Source organism: Kitasatospora sp. Root107 (assembly GCF_001424875.1).
In the GTDB taxonomy this organism is placed as follows: Bacteria; Actinomycetota; Actinomycetes; order Streptomycetales; family Streptomycetaceae; genus Kitasatospora.
The window spans coordinates 281,562-302,279 of sequence record NZ_LMCT01000001.1 but is presented as its reverse complement, the minus strand read 5'-3'; the positions used below and the strand labels follow the sequence as shown (position 1 = coordinate 302,279).

The window sequence follows — 20,718 nt, the reverse complement described above, 5'->3', positions numbered from 1 at the left end:
TGGGGCCGTCGGCGTTGTGGCCTCCACCCATCCGGCCCTACCACGGTCGCGCCGTCGGGCCGCTGCCCGTCGAATGGGGTGTGATGCGTCACAGACCTTCTGAGGAGGAGCCCTCCATGCCCGCAGCCACCAGAACCCGCTGGGCCGTTATCGGTGCGACGTCCGTGGCCCTGGTGGCCACCGGATGTGGAAGCAGTGGGGACGGCGGCGGTTCGTCCGACGCCGGCAAGACGTTCAGCTACCAGAGCAGCGAGCCGCAGAACCCGTTGCAGCCGGCGAACGCCAACGAGGTCGGCGGCGGCCGGATCATCCAGAACCTGTTCAAGGGGTTGGTCGACTACGACCCCGCCAACGGTCAGCTGCGCAACCAGGTCGCGGACAAGATCGACAGCTCCGACGCGCAGACCTTCAACGTCACGCTGAAGTCGGGCTGGACCTTCCACGACGGCACCCCGGTCAAGGCGAAGAACTTCGTGGACGCCTGGAACTGGGCGGCCACCACCACGAACAACCAGATCAACAGCTCCTGGTTCGGCGACATCCAGGGCTACGCCGACGTGCACCCGAAGAGCGGTGCCCCGGCCAAGACCACCATGTCGGGCCTGACCGTCGTGGACGACACCCACTTCACCATCAAGCTCACCAGCAAGGTGTCGTACTTCCCGTACAAGCTCGGGTACATCGCGTTCTCCCCGCTGCCGGACAGCTTCTTCGCCGACCCGACCGCAGCCGGCCAGAAGCCGGTCGGCAACGGGCCGTACCAGTTCGTCAGCTGGGACCACAACTCACAGGTCGTCACCAAGACCTTCGCCAACTACCAGGGTGTGGACAAGCCGAAGAACGGCGGCGTGGTGTTCAAGATGTACACCACCTCCGAGGCCGCCTACGCGGATCTGCAGTCCAACAACCTGGACGTGATGGACCAGGTGCCGCCGTCGGCGCTGGCCAACTACAAGAACGACCTGGGTGACCGGGCGATCGACTCCCCGCAGGGCGCCATCCAGAACATCGGCTTCACGCTGTACCAGCCCGAATGGGCCGGGGCGAACAAGGCCAAGGTCCGGCAGGGCCTGTCGATGGCGATCGACCGCAGCACCATCACCAAGACGGTGCTGCAAGGCTCCCGCATGCCCGCCAGCGCGTGGGTCGCCGAGGGCGTCGAGGGCTACAAGGCCGGTACCTGCGGCGACTTCTGCACCTTCAACGCAGACAAGGCCAAGCAGCTGATCACCGAGGGCGGCGGCGTCCCGGGCAACAAGCTGCTGATCACCTACAACGCGGACGGCGGCCACAAGGAGTGGGTGGACGCGGTCTGCAACTCGATCCGGCAGTCCACCGGTGTCGACTGCGTCGGTGACCCGAAGACCGACTTCAAGACCAGCCGCGCGGCGATCACCGGGCACACCATCAACGGCGCGTTCCGCACCGGCTGGGTGCAGGACTACCCGCTGAACGCCAACTTCCTCGCCGACGTCTACAAGACCGGCGCGGCCTCGAACGACTTCGGCTACAGCAGCCCCCAGTTCGACCAGTTGGCCAACACCGCCGACCAGGCCGACTCGATCACCGCCTCGGCCACCGGCTACCAGTCGGCGGAGGCAGTGCTCGCCCAGGACTTCCCGGCGATCCCGCTCTGGTACTACCGGACCAACTCCGGCTACTCCACCAAGGTGCAGAACGTCGAGTTCGACTCCTTCGGCAACCCGGCCTGGACCCAGGTCGAGGTCAAGGGCTGACAGCCCGCCAGCCCGGCCCCGCCCTCCCGAAACGGAGGGCGGGGCCCAGCCACTAGCCCCCCTTGCGGAAGGAGGCACGATGGGCAGCTACGTCCTACGGCGAGTGCTGCAGATGATCCCGGTGTTCTTCGGCGCGACGCTGCTGATCTTTCTGATGGTGTACACCCTGCCGGGTGACCCGATCGCCGCGATGTACGGCGACAAGGCGGCAGACCCGGCCACGGTGGCCAACCTGCGGCACAAGTTCTACCTGGACCAGCCGGTCTGGAAGCAGTACCTGCACTACATGGGCAACGTGCTGACCCTGGACTTCGGCACCAGCTTCACCGGGCGCCCGGTCTCCGAGATCATGGCGGACGCCTTCCCGGTGACCATCCGGCTGGCCCTGGTCGCCTTCTTCTTCGAGATCGTGATCGGTCTGACGCTGGGTCTGGTCTCCGGCCTCAAGCGCGGTTCGATCGGCGACACCCTGGTACTGGTGCTCACCCTGGTGGTGATCTCGATCCCGGTCTTCGTGCTCGGCTACATCGCCCAGACCGTCTTCGCGATCAACCTCGGCTGGGTCACCGCGACCGTCCAGGACTCCACGGACATCACCCAGCTGATCCTGCCAGGCCTGGTGCTGGCCTCGCTCTCGCTGGCGTACGTGGCCCGGCTGACCCGCACCTCGCTCGGCGAGAACCTGCGCGCCGACTACATCCGGACCGCGACGGCCAAGGGCCTGCCGCGTCGGACCATCGTCGGCCGCCACCTGCTGCGCAACTCGCTGATCCCGGTGGTCACCTTCCTGGGGACCGACCTGGGCGCGCTGATGGGCGGGGCGATCGTCACCGAGGGCATCTTCAACATCCAAGGTGTCGGCAACATCCTCTACAAGGCGATCAACCAGAAGGAGGGCCCGACGGTGGTCGGCGTGGTCACCATCCTGGTGATCGTCTACCTGGTCGCCAGCCTGGTGGTCGACCTGCTCTACGCCGTTCTGGACCCGAGGATCCGCTATGCCTGACGTGCACGACGAGAACGACCCCAGGCCGCTCCCGCCGCCCGGCAGCGGCCACTTCGACTACGCGGGGAACCAGGGCCTGCTGGTCGAGCAGGACACCTTACTCGAGCCCGATCCGGCCAAGCGCGAAGAGGCCCGCAGCCTCTGGGGCGACGCCTGGCGGGATCTCCGGCGGCGGCCGATCTTCCTCATCTCCGCCGCGCTGATCGTGCTCCTGTTGATCATCGCGATCTTCCCCGGCCTGTTCACCAACGCCAACCCTCGGCAGTCCGACCTGGTGCACAACTACCTGCGCAAGCCGGACTGGACCGACTTCTTCGGAGCCGGCTGGTTCGGCTACGACGGCCAGGGCCGGTCGATCTACGCCCGGGTGCTGTACGGCGCCCGAGCCTCGATCACCGTCGGCCTCACCGTCACCCTCGCGGTGACGCTGCTCGGCGGTCTGGCGGGCATGCTGGCCGGGTACTTCGGCGGCTGGGCCGACGCGGTGCTCTCCCGGATCGTCGACATCTTCTTCGGCATCCCGCTGCTGCTCGGCGCGCTGGTGCTGCTGAACGCCTTCACCGTCCGCACGGTCTGGACCGTGGCGTTCGCGCTGGCCTTCCTCGGCTGGACCCAGATCGCCCGCGTCATGCGTGGTGCGGTGCTGACGGTCAAGCAGGCCGACTACGTGGTGGCGGGCAAGGCCCTCGGCGCGGGCACCAGCCGGCTGATGCTGCGGCACATCCTGCCGAACGCGATCGCCCCGGTGATCGTGGTGGCCACCATCGCGCTGGGCGGTTACATCACCGCCGAGGCGACGCTGAGCTTCCTCGGCATCGGTCTGCAGGATCCGACCATCTCCTGGGGCGTGGACATCTCCTCGGCGCAGAAGGTGATCCGCACCGCCTCGTTCGTGCTGTTCTTCCCGGCCGCCGCGCTGTCCCTGACGGTGCTGGCCTTCATCATGCTGGGCGACGCCGTGCGTGACGCCCTCGACCCGAAGCTGCGCTGAGAGAGGGCTGTGATGAGTAGTACAGCGGTCGACACCGGCAAGCCCGCCCGGGACGCGCCCTACCAGGGTCCGCTGCTCGAAGTCCGGGACCTGCACGTCGAGTTCAAGACCCGGGACGGTCTGGTCAAGGCCGTCAACGGCGTCAACTACAGCGTCAGCGCGGGCGAGACGCTTGCCGTGCTGGGTGAGTCGGGCTCCGGAAAGTCCGTCACCGCGCAGGCGATCATGGGCATCCTGGACATGCCGCCGGCCCGGATCCCGCAGGGCGAGATCCGCTACCGGGGCCAGGACATGCTGACCATGGACAAGGAGAGCCGGCGGAAGATCCGCGGCCAGAAGATCGCGATGATCTTCCAGGACGCGCTCTCCTCGCTCAACCCGGTGCTGACGGTCGGCTTCCAGCTCGGCGAGATGTTCCGTGCCCACCACGGGACTTCGCGCAAGGAGGCCAAGGCCAAGGCGATCGAGCTGATGGACCGGGTCCGGATCCCGGCCGCCAAGGAACGGGTGGGTGACTACCCGCACCAGTTCTCCGGCGGTATGCGTCAGCGCATCATGATCGCGATGGCGCTGGCCCTGGAGCCGGACCTGATCATCGCGGACGAGCCGACCACGGCGTTGGACGTCACCGTCCAGGCGCAGGTGATGGACCTGCTGGCGGAGCTGCAGGCCGAGTACCACATGGGTCTGATCCTGATCACCCACGACCTCGGCGTGGTCGCCGACGTGGCCGACAAGATCGCCGTGATGTACGCCGGCCGGATCGTCGAGACCGCTCCCGTGCACGACCTGTACGCGCGGCCGGCGCATCCGTACACCCGAGGGCTGTTGGACTCGATTCCGCGCCTGGACCAGAAGGGCCAGGAGCTCTACGCGATCAAGGGCCTGCCGCCCAACCTGCTGCGGATCCCGCCGGGTTGCGCGTTCAACCCGCGCTGCCCCCGGGCTCAGGACATCTGCCGTCAGGAGGTGCCGAAGCTGTTCCAGGTCACCGGGCCGGACGGCGCGGAGCTGACGGGTCGGCAGAGCGCCTGCTTCTTCTGGAAGGAGACCCTCGATGACGCCTAACGGCGCGAGTGCGATCGGCACCACGGTGCCCGAGGAGGTGGCCTTCCAGCAGGAGGTGCCGAAGGGCGAGCCGATCCTGGAGGTGCGTGACCTGGTCAAGTACTTCCCGCTGACCAAGGGCATCCTGTTCCGGAAGCAGGTCGGCGCGGTCAAGGCGGTCGACGGGGTCTCCTTCGACCTGATGCAGGGTGAGACCCTGGGCATCGTCGGCGAGTCGGGCTGTGGCAAGTCCACCCTGGCCAAGGTGCTGATGAACCTGGAGGCCGCCACGGCCGGGTCGGTCCGCTACAAGGGGGAGGAGATCTCCCGGCTGGTCTTCCAGGACCCGTACACCTCGCTGAACCCCCGGATGACGGTGGGCGACATCATCGGCGAGCCGTACGAGATCCACCCGGAGGTGGCGCCGAAGGGTGAGCGGCGGAAGGCCGTGCAGGACCTGCTGGACGTGGTCGGGCTGAACCCGGAGTACATCAACCGGTACCCGCACCAGTTCTCCGGCGGCCAGCGCCAGCGGATCGGCATCGCGCGGGGTCTGGCGCTCAAGCCGGAGATCATCATCTGTGACGAGCCGGTCTCCGCGCTGGACGTCTCGGTGCAGGCCCAGGTGATCAACCTGCTGGAGCAGCTGCAGAGCGAGTTCAACCTCTCCTACATGTTCATCGCGCACGACCTCTCGATCGTCCGGCACATCTCCGACCGGGTCGGCGTGATGTACCTCGGCAAGATCGTGGAGATCGGCACCGATCTGGAGATCTACGATCACGCCACTCACCCGTACACCCAGGCACTGCTCTCCGCGGTGCCGGTGCCCGACCCGGCGGCCCGGGCCGACCGGGACCGGATCGTGCTGGTGGGTGACGTCCCGTCACCGGCCAACCCGCCGAGTGGCTGCCGGTTCCGCACCCGGTGCTGGAAGGCGCAGCCGAAGTGCGCGGAGGAGGTGCCGGCGCTGATGGCGCGGGACTGGCTGCGGGACCTCGCGGTGCACGACTCGGCGTGCCACTTCGCTGCTGAACGAGAAGTGGACCTGGAGAAATGACGAAGGGCCGCCCCAGCGGGGCGGCCCTTTCGCCTTGCTACAGCTCCTTCGCGGCCCGGGGCTCCGGCACAGCGGTGCTGCCGTCCTCCGGGAAGTGGCAGGCCGTCAGGTGGCCGTCCAGGTTGCCGGAGAGCTGCACCAGCGGCGGCTCCTCGGTCGCGCACTTGTCCTGCGCCTTCCAGCACCGGGTACGGAACCGGCAGCCGGTCGGCGGGTTGATCGGCGACGGGACGTCACCCACCAGCCGGATCCGCTCGCGGACGTCGTCCGGGTCGGCCTCGGGCACGGCGGAGAGCAGCGCGTGGGTGTACGGGTGCCGGGGGCTCTCGTACAGCGACTTGCGGTCCGCGATCTCGACGATCTTGCCCAGGTACATCACCGCGACGCGCTGCGAGAAGTGCCGGACGATCGAGAGGTCGTGCGCGATGAACAGGAAGGCGATGCCCAGGTCCTTCTGCAGCTGCTGCAGCAGGTTGACCACCTGAGCCTGGATCGAGACGTCGAGCGCGGAGACCGGCTCGTCGGCCACGATCAGCTTCGGGCTCAGCGAGAGCGCGCGGGCCACGCCGATGCGCTGGCGCTGGCCGCCGGAGAACTCGTGCGGGAAGCGGTTGTAGTGCTCCGGGTTGAGACCGACGGTCTCCAGCAGCTCCTGCACCCGGTTCTGGACGCCGCCCTTGGGGTTGATCCCGTTGATCTCCATCGGCGCACCGATGATGGCGCCGACGGTGTGCCGCGGGTTCAGCGAGGAGTACGGGTCCTGGAAGATCATCTGGATCTCGGACCGGATCGGGGCCAGCTGCTTGCGCGAGGCGTGCGTGATGTCCTGGCCCGCGTAGGTGAGCTTGCCGTCGGTCGGCTCCAGCAGGCGGGTGACCACCCGGCCGAGGGTCGACTTGCCGCAGCCGGACTCGCCGACCAGGCCGACCGACTCGTTGGCGTGCACGTCGAGGTCGATACCGTCCACCGCGTGGACGGCGCCGACCTGACGCTTGAACAGCAGGCCGTCCATCACCGGGAAGTGCTTCTTCACTCCGGAGAGCTGGAGCAGCGGCTCACCGGTGGCCGGGGTCGCGGAGGGCTTGTCGAGGGTCAGTTCGTTGCTCATGGTGTGTAACCGTCCCTCTCAGCCGAGCCGCGGCTGGATCTGGTCAATGAAGATGCTCTGCTTCTGCCCGACGGACAGGTGGCAGGCGGTGGCGTGCCCGGTCTCCGGGGCGAGCGGCGGACGCTCGGTGGTGCACTTGCCGCCGACCACCTGCTCCCGGTGGTCGCAGCGCGGGTTGAACGGGCAGCCGGTGGGCAGGTTGATCAGGCTGGGCGGGGTGCCCCGGACCGGCCGGAGCGGGATGTCCACCGGGCCGGTGAGGCTGGGCATCGAGGACAGCAGGCCCCAGGTGTAGGGGTGCTGAGGGTTCTTCAGCACCTCGCGCACGGTGCCGCGCTCGACCGCCCGGCCCGCGTACATCACCATGATGTCCTGCGCCGTCTTGGCCACCACACCGAGGTCGTGGGTGATCAGGATGATCGCCGTGCCCATCTCCTGCTGGAGGTCCTTGAGCAGGTCGAGGATCTGGGCCTGGACGGTGACGTCCAGCGCGGTGGTCGGCTCGTCCGCGATCACCAGCTTGGGGTTGCAGACCAGCGACATGGCGATCATCGCCCGCTGGCGCATACCGCCGGAGAACTGGTGCGGGTAGTCGTCCACCCGGGTGGTCGGCTGCGGGATGCCGACCTTGGTGAGCATCTCGATCGCGCGGTCCCGGGCTTCCTTCTTGCTGGCCCCGGTGTGCTTGCGGTAGGTCTCGCCGATCTGCTTGCCGATGGTGTGGAACGGCGAGAGCGCGGTCAGCGGGTCCTGGAAGATCATCGCCATGGTGTTGCCGCGGAGCTTCTCCAGCTCGCGGACCGGGGCGCCCACCAGCTCCTGGCCGGCCAGCCGGATCGAGCCGGTGATCTCGGTGCTGTCCGGGTTGTGCAGACCGAGCACGGCCAGGTTGGTGACCGACTTCCCGGAGCCGGACTCACCCACGATGCCGAGCGTGGTACCCGGCTCGACCGAGAAGGACAGGTTGTCCACCGCCCGGACCACGCCGTCCTCGGTGCTGAAGCGGACCGAGAGGTCACGGACGGAGAGGAAGGGCGAGCTGCTGCTGCCGCCGCGGTCGGCGGCCGCCTCCTCGGGCTTGGCCAGGGTGGTCATGGACGGGGCTCCTCGGTGTGGTACGTGAGGTCGGGCGGGCTGGAACGGCCAGGGGGTGTCGGCCGTCAGGCCAGACGGATGCGCGGGTCGATCAGGGCGTACGCGGCGTCCACGATGATGTTGAAGACCACGATCAGGGTGGCGGCCACCAGGGTGACACCGACCAGCATCGACAGGTCGGAGTCGAAGTAGGCGCGGATCGCGAGCTCGCCGAGGCCGTGCAGACCGAAGACGGTCTCGGTGATGATCGCGCCGCCGAGCAGGGTGCCGAGGTCGATGCCGAAGACGGTGACGATGGTGCCCATCGCGCCGCGCCAGGCGAACCGGAGGAAGACCGAGCGGCCCGTCATGCCCTTGGCCCGCGCGGTCCGGACGTAGTCCTCGGACAGCTGCTCGACCATGGAGGAGCGCGTCATACGGGTGTAGTTGGCGGTCCAGATCAGCGAGAGCACGATCCAGGGGACCAGCAGGCCGCTGAACCAGGCGATCGGGTCCTCGGTGATCGGGATGTAGGCCGGCTGCTTCAGCCAGTCGGTGGCGTAGACGAACACGTACAGGGCGAGCGGGCCAGCCACGTAGATCTGCATCGAGGAGGCGATCAGCGAGGCGGAGCTGGCGATCTTGTCGGCGGGCTTGCCCTGCTTGTGGGCGGCCAGCATGCCCGTGCCGACGCCGAAGAGCAGGAAGACCACGACCGAGCCGAAGGTCAGCGACAGCGTGGTGGGGAAGCGGTCCAGCAGGACGTCGGTGATCATCTCCTGCTTGACGAAGGAGTAACCGAAGCAGGGGGCGTCGCAGTGGCCGACGGAGTAGTCACGACCGGTGAAGATCCCGCTGAACCAGTGCCAGAACTGCATGATCGTCGACTCGTCGAGCCCCATGCTGTGCCTGATCAGGGCGAGGTTCTCGGGGGTGCAGACCTTGCCGCAGGAGAGGCGGGCCGGGTCCTGCGGGATGGCGAAGAACAGCTCGAAGGTGACCATGCTGATGACCAGCAGGATGACGAGTGCGCCGAGGGAACGACGGACGAGGAAACGGAGCATGGGGTCGGGCTCTCCTGGTCGGGGCGCCGGCTGCGAGTGCGGTGGGCGGAGCAGGGCGGGTGGGGCGATGGGGCGGACCACGGGGCGCCGGTACTCGGGTGTCGAGACCGGCGCCCCATGGAACTACCGCTGGGTGCTGACTACTTGACGTAGATGTTCAGCGGGTACTGCAGGCCGAACAGGCTGTCGAACTTGACGCCGCCGAGGCCCGAGCCGTAGAGGCTGAGCGAGCGCTGGTAGACGTCCGGGATCGAGTAGGCCTTCTTCTGCAGCTCCTTGTCGATCGCGGCCCACGCCTTGCCCTGCGCGATCGGGTCGGCGATCTTGACCGCGTCGTCCATCATCTTGTTGATGGCCTCGTCGTTGGTGTGCGCGTAGTTCGACGCACCGTCAGCGATCGCGCGACCGTCCCAGACCGGCTGGAGCGAGGTGTAACCGGTCGGCCAGTCGGCGCCCCAGCCACCCCAGTACAGGTCGTACTCGTTGTTGGTGAGGCCGATGGCGTCGTAGTAGGTCTTGGCGTCGAGCGGCTTCGGGACGAACTTGAAGCCGGCCTTCTCCAGGCCGACGCGGATCGCCTCGGTGACCTTCTGCTGGGTCGGGGTGTTGTTGTACGCGTAGACGATCGTCTGACCGGTCGCGCCGGCCTCGGCGAGCAGCTTCTTGGCCGCCTCCGGGTCACCCTCGGGCTTCTTGAGGATGTCGTACATGTCGTTCGCCTCGTAGCCGAGGACGGTCGGGCTCATGTAGTTGGTCGCGTAGTCGCCGTAGCTGGTGCCGCCCTGGAGCTGACGGGTCTGCTGGTGCGGGAACGCGCGGAGCAGCGCCTCACGGACCTTCTGGTCCTTGAGACGGGTGTTGTTCATGTAGTAGTAGTCCACGTACGGGGTCAGGCCCTCGAGCGTACGGGGCTTGAGGGCCGCGTCGTTCTTCACCTTGTCGATGAAGGTCGGGTGGACCTGGTTGTGGAAGCTGAAGGTCGTCTTGTCCGCACCGTTGTCGGCGATGAAGCGCTCGGTCGACTGCTGCGACTGGACGCCGAACTCCATGTGCCACTTGTCCGGGTACGCGTTCCGGATCGGGTCGGTGGCCGGGTCCCAGTTCGGGTTGCGGACCAGGTCGAGCGACTTGTCGGTGACGTGCTCGGCGATCTGGTACGGACCGGAGGAGAACGGCTTCTTGTCGTACGCCTCCTTCGTGTCCTGGGCCTTCGGCACGACGCCGTAACCGGTCATCGCCACGGTGAAGTTGGCGTCCGGGTGGACGTCCTGGAAGGCGAAGACCACGGTCTTGGCGTCCGGGGTCTGGATCGCGTCCAGCTCCTTGCCCTCGTACGGGCCCGGGTACGCCGCGCGGTAGTCGGTGGCGGTCAGCCACTGCTGGAGGTAGGTCGGGCCGGACTTGATGAACGGCGCGAAGGTGCGCTCCACCGAGTACTTGACGTCCGCCGAGGTGATCGGGGTGCCGTCCTGCCACTTCACCCCGTCCTTCAGGGTGAACTTCCAGGTCTTGCCACCGTCGGCGGTGGTGCCGGTGTCGGTCGCGAGGTCACCGACCAGCTTGGAGGTGCCGTCGGCCTGGAGCTTGTAGCCCGTCAGCTGGCGGGTGAAGAGCAGCGAGGCCTCGCTGTTGTAGTTCAGGTAGACCTGGGCCGGGTCGAGGTGCGAGAAGTCGTCGCGGTCGATCATCGTGACCGTCCCGCCCTTCTTCGCACCGGGCTCGGCGATGGCCGGGCCGACCGAGTCGGCAGCGGTACCAACGGTGATGGCGGTGGCCGCGACCTTGGACTTCGAAGCCTCCGGCTTGGTGCCGCTGTTGCTGTTGCCGCTGGAGCACGCCGTGGTGACGGTGAGGGCCCCGACAACCATGACGGCCGCGGCAAGCTGCCGTGACTTACGAACGTTCATGTTCTTCCTGCCTGTTGAGTGCCAGATAGGTGGTGGGTTGCCCGGGGCGGGCATGCCGATCCCCCCGGAGTCTGTGGGTCTTGGTGCGCGGCTCACCGACGACGGGCGACGGTCATCGCTTCGTCTTCGGGTCGAAGGCGTCGCGGACGGAGTCCCCGAGCAGGTTGAAGGCGAGGACGAACAGCACCATCGCCAGGCCGGGGAAGAGCAGGAAGGTCACGTCGGTGCGCAGGTAGTCGGCCGCAAGCGCGATCATCCGGCCCCAGTCCGGGGTCGGCTCGCCGACGCCGACGCCGAGGTAGGACAGACCGGCCTCGGCGGTCACGAACGCGGGCAGCGCCAGGGTGGACTGCACCAGGATCGGCGTCCACAGGTTGGGCAGCAGCTCCTTGAAGATGATCCGGAGCGGCGAGGCCCCGGTCACCTTGGCGGCCTCGATGAACTCCCGCTCGCGCAGGGACAGGGTGGTCGCCCGGAGGATACGGGCCAGGCCCATCCAGCCCAGCAGCGTGAGCACGATGGTCACCGAGACGAAGGGCAGCCAGACCGGCTGGGACTCGTTGCTGGCCACCAGCAGGCTGACCACGATCGGCATGGTCGCGATCAGGAAGATCTGCGACGGGAAGGACATCAGGATGTCGATGACCCGGCCGATGAAGTAGTCGATCTTGCCGCCGAGGTAGCCGGCCGCGATGCCGATCATCACGCCCAGCGCGGTGGTCAGCACCGAGGTGAGGAAGGCGATGAACAGCGAGGTCCGCATGCCGTAGATCAGCTGCATGAACACGTCGCGCCCGAGCCCGGGCTCGACGCCGAACCAGAAGTCGGCGCTGATCCCGCCGTTGGGCCCGGTCGGCAGACCGGAGTCGGTCAGCAGGGTGACGTCCTCCTGGCCGTAGTGGGTGCCCGGGTCCTTGCCGTAGATCATCGAGATCAGCGGCGCGCAGACGGCGATCAGTATGAACAGCAGCACGATGGCGGCACTGACCACGCCGGTGCGGTCGCGCAGGAAGCGGCGCCACATCAGCTTGCCGGGCGAGAGCCCGCGGAAGACCGGAGCCGACGCGGCGTCGGTCGGCGCGAGGGTGTCGGCCGTTCCGAGTTCGTCGGCCTCGGGGGCCTTGGTGGGGTTAGTCATGGTGCTGGAGCTCCCGCCCGGGGTGTAGCGGCTGCAAAAAGGTGATCGCACGGACTCTTGCAAGTCGTTTATCGAACGTCAAGAGTTCCCCAGTTGCTGGCCGTGCATTTCTTGGTTCGTGTTGGAATGTCAACCACTTCGTAGTTCTAGACATCTTGACAAGCGTCCAGCGATACCGTCAAAACCGGACATAGTGCACCAAAGCGAGTTCACGCGTCCGTAACCCGAACGTGGCAACTCCGCTATCAGGACAGAACGTTCGCACGTTCGACAATGTGATGCGCGTAGACCCGGTGTCCGTTATGGCGGTTATAGCGGGCAATGTCCAGTGCAATTGCATGTCCGATAATCGGACGCTACCGCTTTGTTGAGCTCACCAGGGAATTTGGGGGCCATCGACCCAATTCAACCGGGGTAGTTGTCACGCACTGTTGCTGGCAATTTCACGCCACTGGCGAGTATTCGCCGCCCGGTGGGAGCGGAAAGCGCGGGGCGGGNNNGGTCGGGACCGTGGTGGTCCCGACCCGCGCCGTGTGGAGCCGAAGATGCGTCAGTTGAACTTGAAGGCCCTGGTGCCGGTCTTCTCCAGCACGGAGGCGATGCCGTCCGCGACGTCCTGGGTGGTGATCGGGACGAGGGTGGCGCCCTTCTTCGTCTTGCTCTTGGCGAAGGCGCCGTCCAGCTCGGCGGTCAGCTTGTCCAGGTCCCAGGTCAGCACGATCTTGCCGGAGGCGTCCGGGGCCAGCGTGAGCACCTTGGCGGCGATCGCCTTGGTGAAGTCCCAGCGCTTGGTGCCGGCGGTGACCGAGACCGGCCCGCTGGTGACCTGCTTGCCGAGCGACTCCGCGGCGGCCTTCAACGCCTCCTCGGAGACCTTCGGCTGAGCCGCCGTCACCGGGACGGCCAGCACCGCGTCCGGCTGCCCGGTGGCCCGGGCCCGGAAGGCCTGCTCGACCTGGTCCATCGCGGCGGCGGCATCCACCCGCTGCCCGGCCCGACCCGGCACCACCTCGGCCTTGCCGTCCGGGGTGAAGCGGACGAAGCCCTCCTGCAGGCCCGTGCTGGACTTGGCGCTCAGACCCTCCAGCGCGGCCTTCAGCTTGTCCCGGTCGACCCGTACCTCGGGGGCCACCGCCTTGCTGCCGCCGGCCAGCGAACCGATCACCTCGACCGGGTTGTAACTGTGCTGCGTCAGCCCGTCCACCGTCGCGGTGGTGTCGAAGCCGAGCCCGGCGGCGGTCGGGTCGAGGTCCACGGTCTGGTCGCCGAGCTTGAGCTTGAGCGGCTGCTGACCGGTCTTGGCCACCGTGCCGTCCAGCACGGTGACCGCCTGGTCCCGGGTGTCGCCGCCGATGTCGGTGCCGAGCACCGTGGTGCCCTTGGGGATGTCGGCCTGATTGAGCATCAGACCGGTGCCGTACGCGGCCGCGCCGGCGAACAGCAGGCCGACCACGGCGTACGTGACCAGCTTGCGGCCCTTGCCGCGGCGCGCGGGGGCGGCCGCCGCCGGAGCCTTGGCGGCGGGCTTGGGGTCGGCCTTGGGCGCGGGCTGCTCGGCCTCGGCGGCCGGCTTGGGCGCGGTGGTGCCGAACGGGTCGGCTGCGGCAGCGAACGGGTCAGCCACGGGCGGGCGGTTGCCGGCCGGGCGGGTGCCGGGGAACGGCTCGGCCGGCTCGTACGACACGTCCGCGAACCGGCCGGGCGTGGGGGACGGGCCGGTGCCGAACGGGTCGCTCGGCGGCTGCGGAGCGGAGCCGAACATCGCGGCACCGCCAGGTATGGCACCGGGTCGGGCGGAGCGGTCCTCGTAGTCGTCCTGGATCGGGTCGAAGCCGCCGATCTGGGTGTCCTCCGGCTCACCGGGGCGCCCGACCGCGAACGGGTCGGCCACCGGCGGGGCCTGACGGACCGGCTCCTCGCGGAACGGGTCCGCTCCGTACGGGGACGCCGCGTAGGGATCGTTGGCGAACGGGTCGTTGGCGGCCGACGGCCTGTGATCGGCGTACGGGTCGTCGGAACGGCCGTTGGCCACCGGCGGCCCCGAGGGCGCGAACGGCGAGGCCGGGGCCCCGGAGGGGAGCGGCCCCGGCGGCATCCCGGGCCCACCGGGCCGGGGCTGCTTGGCGGCCGCCTCGGCCCGCGGCGCACCGGCGGTCACCGGGGCCTGCGGGCCCTTCTGGCGGGGGCGGAACCACTCGCCGGTGGACTCGCCCTCGGCCGGTGCCGCCGGGCTCTCCTGCTGCCACTCCGGCGGCAGGTTCGCCGGGGTGCTGGTCGGGGCGGTCGCGTCGACCACGCCGAGCACCGGGGAGGAGGGGGCGGCCGAGCGGTGCCGGGGCCCGGCGGGCTCGGCCGGTTCGGCGCTCTTCACCGTGCTGCGCATGACCACCGGCGGGATCGGCCGGGAGCCGGGGATGTTGATCCGGACCCGGGTGGTCAGGGTGGTCTCGGTCTTCGGGACCCCGTCGGCCTCGGCCGGCTGGGCGGCCGCTGGCTGACCGGCCGTCGGGCCGAACGGGTCGGCACCGGAGCCGTTCGGGATGCCCGTGCCGTACGGCGGGGTGCCCGACGGGTAGGCATCCGGCCCGGTACGTCGGGACGACGGATGCGCGTTGTCAGATTCGCGGCTGCTCAATGCTGCTCTGCTCCGGGTTCGCGGCCGCGCCGTGGGACGGCGGTCGCGGGTTGTGGGATGGCGGTCTGTTCGGCGGTGGCTGCTCCACCGGCGGACGGGACCGAACACCCCTCCGACACCAGCTCTTCACATAGCTTCGGCAGGCCAGCGGGCCTGTCGCGGCACCACCTTACTGGGCAAACGTGAGCGGCGAACTGGTTCGGATAGAACCCGTTACGTCCGGTTCCTCCGGGAAAGGTGGGGCGATCGCGCCGGATCCGTCAGCGCGTCAGAGTGCCGTAGCCGAAGCCGGACCTGGTCGGCAGGGTGGCGCAGATCACCCCGCCGACCGCGCCCAGGAACAGGTAGGCGTACGAGGTGAACCCGGCCGCCAGCACGAAGTCACCCTCCGGGCGCGGGGCCATCAGGACCAGCAGCAACAGGAACCAGCCGGCCAGCGGCACCCCGGCGCCGAGCTTGGTGCCGGTCACCCGCAGGCCGCCGTAGAACACCGCGACGCTCGCGCCCAGGGCCAGCAGCAGGCCGACCGGCGGCCAGAGCGACTGGACGAAACAGCCGCAGAGCGAGACCAGGGCGCCCAGCACGAACAGCAGCGGGTAGGCCACCAGCCGTCCGGTGCGGGACGGCTGACGCTCCGCCAGCCGCTCCTCGCGGCTGCCGAGTACCCGGGCGGGCAGGGTGCGGATCATCGGTGCGCCTCCAGCCCGAGACCGGCGAACAGGTCGGTCTCCGGCAGCTCGGGCCCGGGCTCGCCCCGGACCAGCTGGTAGTACTCGGTGGCCACCAGCGGCTGCCCGAGGTCGTTGCTCAGCGCGAAGTACTCGCCGGACACGGTGATCTGGGTGGCGTGCGCCGCCATCGCGGCCGCCTTCACCCCGGCGTACGCCGCGCCGTCCAGCACGGTGGTGACCAGCTCGTCGGGCACCACCCCCGGCACGTCGGCCGGTGCCGCGACCCCCGGGAAGGGCGCGGCGGCGGCGGTCGCGGCCAGGCCGGCCTCGATCACCGAGCGCGGCATCCGGTTCCAGTACACCTTGGCGATCCGCCAGGCCGGGCCGAGCTCAGGACGCCAGACCGGGTCGGCGGCCAGTTCGTGGGCCCGCATGGCGACCTGATGGGCCTTCACGTGGTCCGGGTGCCCGTAGCCGCCCTGCTCGTCGTAGCTGACCAGCACCTGCGGTCTCAGCTCGCGGACCACCGCCACCAGGTGCCCGGCGGCCTCGTCCAGCGGGGCCTGCCAGAAGCAGTCGGGGCGGTCGTTCTCCGGCAGGCCCATCATCCCGGAGTCCCGGTAGCGGCCCGGGCCGCCCAGGAAGCGGACGTCGGTGACGCCCAGCTCGCGCATCGCGGCGGTCAGTTCGCCGATCCGGTACTCGCCGAGGGTGTCGGTCCGGTCCGCGGTCAGCTCCGCCAGCTCCGGCGGGATCACCTCACCGCCCTCGCCGAGCGTGCAGGTCACCAGCGTGACGGCGGCACCCTCGGCGGCGTACCTGGCCATGGTCGCGCCGTTGCCGATCGACTCGTCGTCGGGGTGGGCGTGCACCAGCAGCAGCCGGCGCTCGGGCCGGTCGGAGGCAGCGGTCATACCGGGCAGCCTACCGACCGGCCGATCCCCTCGGCCCTAGAGCTTGATGCCGTTGATCATGCCGGCCACGTTGCTGGTCATCTGCTGGATCGAGGGGGCGATCGAGCTGGACGCCAGGTAGAAGCCGAGCAACGCACAGATGACCGCGTGCGCCAGCTTCAGTCCGGAGCGGCGGATCAGTACCACCACGATGACCAGCATCAGCAGAGCTGCGGAGATGGAGAGAGCCATCAGGCTCACACCCTTTCTCGGGTGCACCACCCTGGGTGGGCGGCGGGGGGACGTGATGGCTCAAGCAATACCCGATCGGTGAGCGGAGCATTACGTTCCGTGAGTCCTCCGGCCCGTTCGGAGCAGCCCGCCACCCGCCCGCCGGGCCGGTGGGAGAGGGCCCGAAGCCCTCGGCGACGCCGGTGACGATCCCTGCTCCGAACGAGTGATCACCATCTAGGGTTTGGTGCCATGACCTCCGACACTTTTCCCCGGCAGTACGCGCGCACCCAGCGCTTCACCGTCGGCGCACCCCGGTCGTTCGCCGTCGCACCCGACGGGTCCCGGGTCGTCTTCCTCCGTGCCAAGAGCAGCGAGGAGCGCGCCAATCTGCTCTGGACCCTCGACCCGGCCACCGGCGTGGAGCGGATCGCCGCCGACCCGGTGGCCCTGCTCGGCGGCGGCGAGGAGAGCCTGTCAGCGGCCGAGCGGGCCCGCCGCGAGCGCAGCCGTGAGGGCTCGGCCGGCATCGTCGGCTACACCCTGGACGGCTCGGGTGCGCTGGCCGCCTTCGCGCTCTCCGGACGCCTGTTCGTCGCCGACCTGACGGGGGCCGGGCCGACCCGCGAGCTGCCCGCCGCCGGGCCGCTGGTCGACCCCCGGTTCTCGCCCGACGGACAGTACGTGGCGTACGCGACCGTCGAGGGCGAGCTGCGGGTGACCCGGGCCGACGGCTCCGGGGACCGCGCGCTGGCCACCCCCGAGCAGGCCGGGGTGACGTGGGGCCAGGCCGAGTTCATCGCCCAGGAGGAGATGGACCGGGACCGTGGCCACTGGTGGGCCCCGGCAGGTGACCGGCTGCTGGTGGCGCGGGCGGACGACGCCCCCGTGCAGCGCTGGTTCATCGCCGACCCGGCCAACCCCGGCACCGTGCCCGCCGAGGTGGCCTACCCGGCGGCCGGCACCGCCAACGCCGAGGTCGGCCTCTGGCTGCTCGGCCTGGACGGTTCCCGCACCGAGCTGGACTGGGACCGCGAGGCGTTCCCGTACCTGGCCCGGGTGCACTGGTCCGAGCAGGAGCTCACCCTGCTGGTGCAGGCCCGCGACCAGCGCAGCCAGCGGTACCTGACGGTCGACCAGGCCACCGGTGCCACCAGCACGGTGCTGGAGGAGAGCGACCCGGTCTGGTTGGACCTGTTCTCCGGTGTCCCGGCCAGGGCCGCTGACGGCCGGCTGGTCCGGATCGCGGACCAGGACGGCGCCCGGGTCCTGGTGGCCGGGGAGCAGCAGCTGACCGACCGTCGGCTGCACCTCAGGTCGGTGCTCTCGGTGGGCGCCTCGACCGTGCTGTTCACCGCGAGCGGCGGCACCGAGGAGACCGACCCCGTACCCGGCTGGATCGGCACCTTCGAGATCGGTCTGGACGGCTCAGGCTTGAACCGGCTCGGCGCGGCCGGTGTGGTCTCCGCCGTCCGGGGCGGCGACGTCACGGTGCTGGTCAGCACGGACCCGTCCTGGACCGGGGCCCGGGTCGAGGTGCTGGTCGACGGSGAGCCGCTGGCCACCGTCGCCTCGTACGCCGAGACGCCGCTGATCACCGCCCGGCCGGAGTTCGTCTTCGCGGGCGAGCGCCGGATCCCGACCGCCGTCCTGCTGCCGACCGGCTACGACCGGGACCGGGACGGGCTGCTGCCGGTGCTGATGGACCCGTACGGCGGCCCGCACGGGCAGCGGGTGGTGCAGTCGCAGAACCCGCACCTGACCTCGCAGTGGTTCGCCGACCAGGGCTTCGCGGTGATCGTGGCGGACGGCCGGGGCACCCCCGGGCGGAGCCCGGAGTGGGAGAAGGCGATCGCCTTCGACTTCGCCGGGGCCACCCTGGAGGACCAGGTGGACGCGCTCCGGGCGCTGGCCGGGCAGTACCCGCTGGACCTGGAGAAGGTCGCCATCCGGGGCTGGTCGTACGGCGGTTACCTGGCCGCGCTCGCGGTGCTGCGCCGCCCGGACGTGTTCCACGCGGCCGTCTCGGGTGCGCCGGTCACCGACTGGCGGCTCTACGACACCCACTACACCGAGCGCTACCTCGGCCACCCGGACCAGCGTCCCGAGGTCTACGACGCCAACTCGCTGACCGCCGACGCCGCCAAGCTGGAGCGCCCGCTGATGCTGGTGCACGGTCTGGCCGACGACAACGTGGTGGCCGCGCACACGCTGCGGCTGTCCTCCGCGCTGCTCGCCGCCGGGCGCCCGCACACCGTGCTGCCGCTCTCCGGGGTCACCCACATGACCCCGCAGGAGCAGGTGGCGGAGAACCTGCTGCTGCTCCAGGTCTCCTTCCTGAAGGAACAGCTGGGCAGCTGACGCCCTGTCACGGGCCCCTGTCACACGGGGCCCGTGACATCCGTCATGCGGAGCACACGACTGTGCACACTGACGGCGAAACCCCCCTTCCCGGGATTCTTGAGGAGTCAGAACAACGGGGAGAGGGACACAGATGAGTACCGAGGTGGCTGCCTTCCGGCAGGTGAGCAAGAGCTACGGCACGGTCCAGGCGGTGAACGGTCTCGACCTGGTGCTGCGGCCCGGCGAGACGGTCGCGCTGCTCGGCCCGAACGGGGCGGGCAAGTCCAGCAGCCTGGATCTGCTGCTCGGTCTGCGGGAGCCCGACCAGGGCACCGTCTCGCTGTTCGGCGGCAGCCCGCGGGCCGCGATCGAGGCCGGCCGGGTCGGCGCGATGCTGCAGAGCGGTGGGCTGCTGGGCGAGGTCAAGGTCCGCGAACTGGTCAGGTTCGCCTGCGACGTCCACCCCCGGGGCCACAACCCGGCGAAGGTGATGGAGCAGGCCGGGATCACCGAGCTGGCCGAGCGCAAGGTCGACAAGCTCTCCGGGGGCCAGGAGCAGCGGGTCAGGTTCGCCCTGGCGATCGCCGGGGCCAACGACCTGATCGTGCTGGACGAGCCGACCACCGGTATGGACGTCTCGGTCCGCCGGCAGTTCTGGGCCGCGATGCGGGCCGAGGCGGACGCGGGCCGCACAGTGCTGTTCGCCACCCACTACCTGGAGGAGGCGGACTCGATCGCCGACCGGGTGCTGGTGCTGCACCGGGGCCGGCTGATCGCCGACGGCACGTCCGCCGAGATCAAGGCCAAGGCCGGCGCCCGCCGGATCTCCTTCGAGCTGCACCCCGCCGACGGGGCCGCCGAGGAGAGCGTGCTGCGCGCCCTGCCGGGGACCGTGGGACTGGATCTGACGACCCGTCCGGACGGTGTGCGCAGCGTCCGGATCCGCAGCACCGACGCCGACGCCGGGGTGGCCGGCCTGTACCGGGCGGGGCTCTACCCCCGGGCCCTGGAAGTCACCAGCCTGGGCCTGGAGCAGGCCTTCCTGACCATCACCGGCGAGGCCGACGAGGAGAACGCGCGATGAAGACCCTGGTGCAGCTCGAGATCCTGCGGACCCTGCGGAACAAGCGCTACCTGATGTTCACGGTGCTCTACCCGGCCCTGCTCTACGTCTTCTTCATCAGCGCCTACGGCAGCGCGGAGACGGTGGCCGGCGGCCTGTCGGTGAAGACGTACTTCATGGTCTCGATGGCCACCTTCGGCGCGGTCGGCGCGGTGCTCACTGGCAGCGCGCAGCGGATCTCGCTGGAGCGGAAGAGCGGCTGGGTCCGGCAGTTGCGGCTGACCGCACTGCCCGGACGGGCGTACACCATCGCCAAGATCGCCTCCTGTGCGGTCACCACGCTGCCCGCGATCGTGGTGGTCTTCGTGATCGGCGCGTTCGAGGGCGTCTCGCTCTCGGCCACCGAGTGGCTCGGCCTCGGCCTGGCGCTCTGGCTCGGCAGTTTCGTCTTCGCGGCGCTCGGGGTGGCGCTGGGTTACGCGGCCCAGCCGGACGCGGTGCAGCCCATCGTGATGATCGTCTACATGCTGATGGCGCTGCTCGGCGGCACCTGGTTCCCGGTCGGGGACTCGCTCAGGACGGTGGCGCAGTTCAACCCGGTGTACCTGTACAACCAGTTGGCCACCTTCGTGCAGCCCGGCCAGTCGTTGGACCTCGCCGCGGTGGCCGGTCTGCTCGGCTTCCTGGTGGTGTTCGTCGCCGGGGCGGCCTTCCTCTACCGCAAGGACACCAAGCAGGCATGATGGCCGGC

Annotated in this window: 17 protein-coding genes; 8 read left to right on the top strand and 9 right to left on the bottom strand. The window is 69.5% G+C overall.

Annotated features, from left to right (window positions below):
- Positions 1 to 116 precede the first annotated feature (116 nt).
- The 5 genes from ASC99_RS01320 (at position 117) to ASC99_RS01300 (ending at position 5,840) form a co-directional block, all read left to right on the top strand.
- The gene (locus ASC99_RS01320) at positions 117 to 1,736 is read left to right on the top strand and encodes an ABC transporter substrate-binding protein (protein ID WP_057227187.1); all 1,620 of its coding nucleotides are present in this window, start codon (positions 117 to 119) and stop codon (positions 1,734 to 1,736) included.
- Between the two features lie 79 nt (positions 1,737 to 1,815).
- Positions 1,816 to 2,742 (top strand): ABC transporter permease, encoded by a 927-nt coding sequence (locus ASC99_RS01315; protein WP_057227185.1) that lies wholly within the window; start codon positions 1,816 to 1,818, stop codon positions 2,740 to 2,742.
- Positions 2,735 to 3,733, top strand: coding sequence for an ABC transporter permease (locus ASC99_RS01310; RefSeq protein ID WP_082597991.1), 999 nt, complete (start codon positions 2,735 to 2,737; stop codon positions 3,731 to 3,733). The genes ASC99_RS01315 and ASC99_RS01310 overlap by 8 nt, the downstream gene beginning before the upstream one ends.
- A gap of 12 nt (positions 3,734 to 3,745) precedes the next feature.
- The gene (locus ASC99_RS01305; protein WP_057227183.1) at positions 3,746 to 4,801 is read left to right on the top strand and encodes an ABC transporter ATP-binding protein; all 1,056 of its coding nucleotides are present in this window, start codon (positions 3,746 to 3,748) and stop codon (positions 4,799 to 4,801) included.
- Complete coding sequence (locus tag ASC99_RS01300; RefSeq protein WP_057227180.1) at positions 4,791 to 5,840, top strand: ABC transporter ATP-binding protein; 1,050 nt, start codon at positions 4,791 to 4,793, stop codon at positions 5,838 to 5,840. Before ASC99_RS01305 ends, ASC99_RS01300 begins: the two co-directional genes overlap by 11 nt.
- Before the next feature lie 37 nt (positions 5,841 to 5,877).
- Here the strand turns inward: ASC99_RS01300 and ASC99_RS01295 are convergent, their stop codons facing one another.
- The 9 genes from ASC99_RS01295 to ASC99_RS01255 all read right to left on the bottom strand — a co-directional run bounded on the left by ASC99_RS01295 (position 5,878) and on the right by ASC99_RS01255 (position 16,582).
- The gene (locus ASC99_RS01295) at positions 5,878 to 6,948 is read right to left on the bottom strand and encodes an ABC transporter ATP-binding protein (protein WP_057227178.1); all 1,071 of its coding nucleotides are present in this window, start codon (positions 6,946 to 6,948) and stop codon (positions 5,878 to 5,880) included.
- A gap of 18 nt (positions 6,949 to 6,966) precedes the next feature.
- Positions 6,967 to 8,043 (bottom strand): ABC transporter ATP-binding protein, encoded by a 1,077-nt coding sequence (locus ASC99_RS01290; protein ID WP_057227175.1) that lies wholly within the window; start codon positions 8,041 to 8,043, stop codon positions 6,967 to 6,969.
- A 65-nt stretch (positions 8,044 to 8,108) separates the two neighbouring features.
- Positions 8,109 to 9,086, bottom strand: coding sequence for an ABC transporter permease (locus tag ASC99_RS01285; protein WP_057227173.1), 978 nt, complete (start codon positions 9,084 to 9,086; stop codon positions 8,109 to 8,111).
- Between the two features lie 140 nt (positions 9,087 to 9,226).
- On the bottom strand, positions 9,227 to 10,993 hold the full coding sequence (locus ASC99_RS01280) for an ABC transporter substrate-binding protein (RefSeq protein ID WP_063856948.1): 1,767 nt from the start codon (positions 10,991 to 10,993) through the stop codon (positions 9,227 to 9,229).
- Positions 10,994 to 11,105: 112 nt separating this feature from the next.
- The gene (locus tag ASC99_RS01275; RefSeq protein ID WP_057227169.1) at positions 11,106 to 12,131 is read right to left on the bottom strand and encodes an ABC transporter permease; all 1,026 of its coding nucleotides are present in this window, start codon (positions 12,129 to 12,131) and stop codon (positions 11,106 to 11,108) included.
- A gap of 550 nt (positions 12,132 to 12,681) precedes the next feature.
- Positions 12,682 to 14,766: a peptidoglycan binding domain-containing protein gene (locus tag ASC99_RS01270; protein ID WP_057227167.1), complete on the bottom strand. Its 2,085-nt coding sequence runs from the start codon at positions 14,764 to 14,766 to the stop codon at positions 12,682 to 12,684.
- 260 nt (positions 14,767 to 15,026) lie between these two features.
- Positions 15,027 to 15,455 (bottom strand): DUF6113 family protein, encoded by a 429-nt coding sequence (locus tag ASC99_RS01265; protein WP_235582998.1) that lies wholly within the window; start codon positions 15,453 to 15,455, stop codon positions 15,027 to 15,029.
- On the bottom strand, positions 15,452 to 16,351 hold the full coding sequence (mshB, locus tag ASC99_RS01260; protein WP_057227166.1) for an N-acetyl-1-D-myo-inositol-2-amino-2-deoxy-alpha-D-glucopyranoside deacetylase: 900 nt from the start codon (positions 16,349 to 16,351) through the stop codon (positions 15,452 to 15,454). The genes ASC99_RS01265 and mshB overlap by 4 nt, the downstream gene beginning before the upstream one ends.
- Before the next feature lie 36 nt (positions 16,352 to 16,387).
- Positions 16,388 to 16,582, bottom strand: coding sequence for a hypothetical protein (locus tag ASC99_RS01255; protein WP_057227986.1), 195 nt, complete (start codon positions 16,580 to 16,582; stop codon positions 16,388 to 16,390).
- Positions 16,583 to 16,813: 231 nt separating this feature from the next.
- On the opposite strand from ASC99_RS01255, the gene ASC99_RS01250 reads away from it, so the two are divergent.
- The 3 genes from ASC99_RS01250 to ASC99_RS01240 all read left to right on the top strand — a co-directional run bounded on the left by ASC99_RS01250 (position 16,814) and on the right by ASC99_RS01240 (position 20,710).
- The gene (locus ASC99_RS01250) at positions 16,814 to 18,922 is read left to right on the top strand and encodes an alpha/beta fold hydrolase (RefSeq protein ID WP_057227164.1); all 2,109 of its coding nucleotides are present in this window, start codon (positions 16,814 to 16,816) and stop codon (positions 18,920 to 18,922) included.
- A 133-nt stretch (positions 18,923 to 19,055) separates the two neighbouring features.
- A complete protein-coding gene (locus ASC99_RS01245; RefSeq protein WP_057227162.1) occupies positions 19,056 to 19,988 on the top strand; it encodes an ABC transporter ATP-binding protein in 933 nt (310 codons plus the stop codon).
- Positions 19,985 to 20,710, top strand: a complete 726-nt coding sequence (locus tag ASC99_RS01240; protein WP_057227160.1) for an ABC transporter permease — start codon at positions 19,985 to 19,987, stop codon at positions 20,708 to 20,710. Before ASC99_RS01245 ends, ASC99_RS01240 begins: the two co-directional genes overlap by 4 nt.
- Positions 20,711 to 20,718 lie beyond the last annotated feature (8 nt).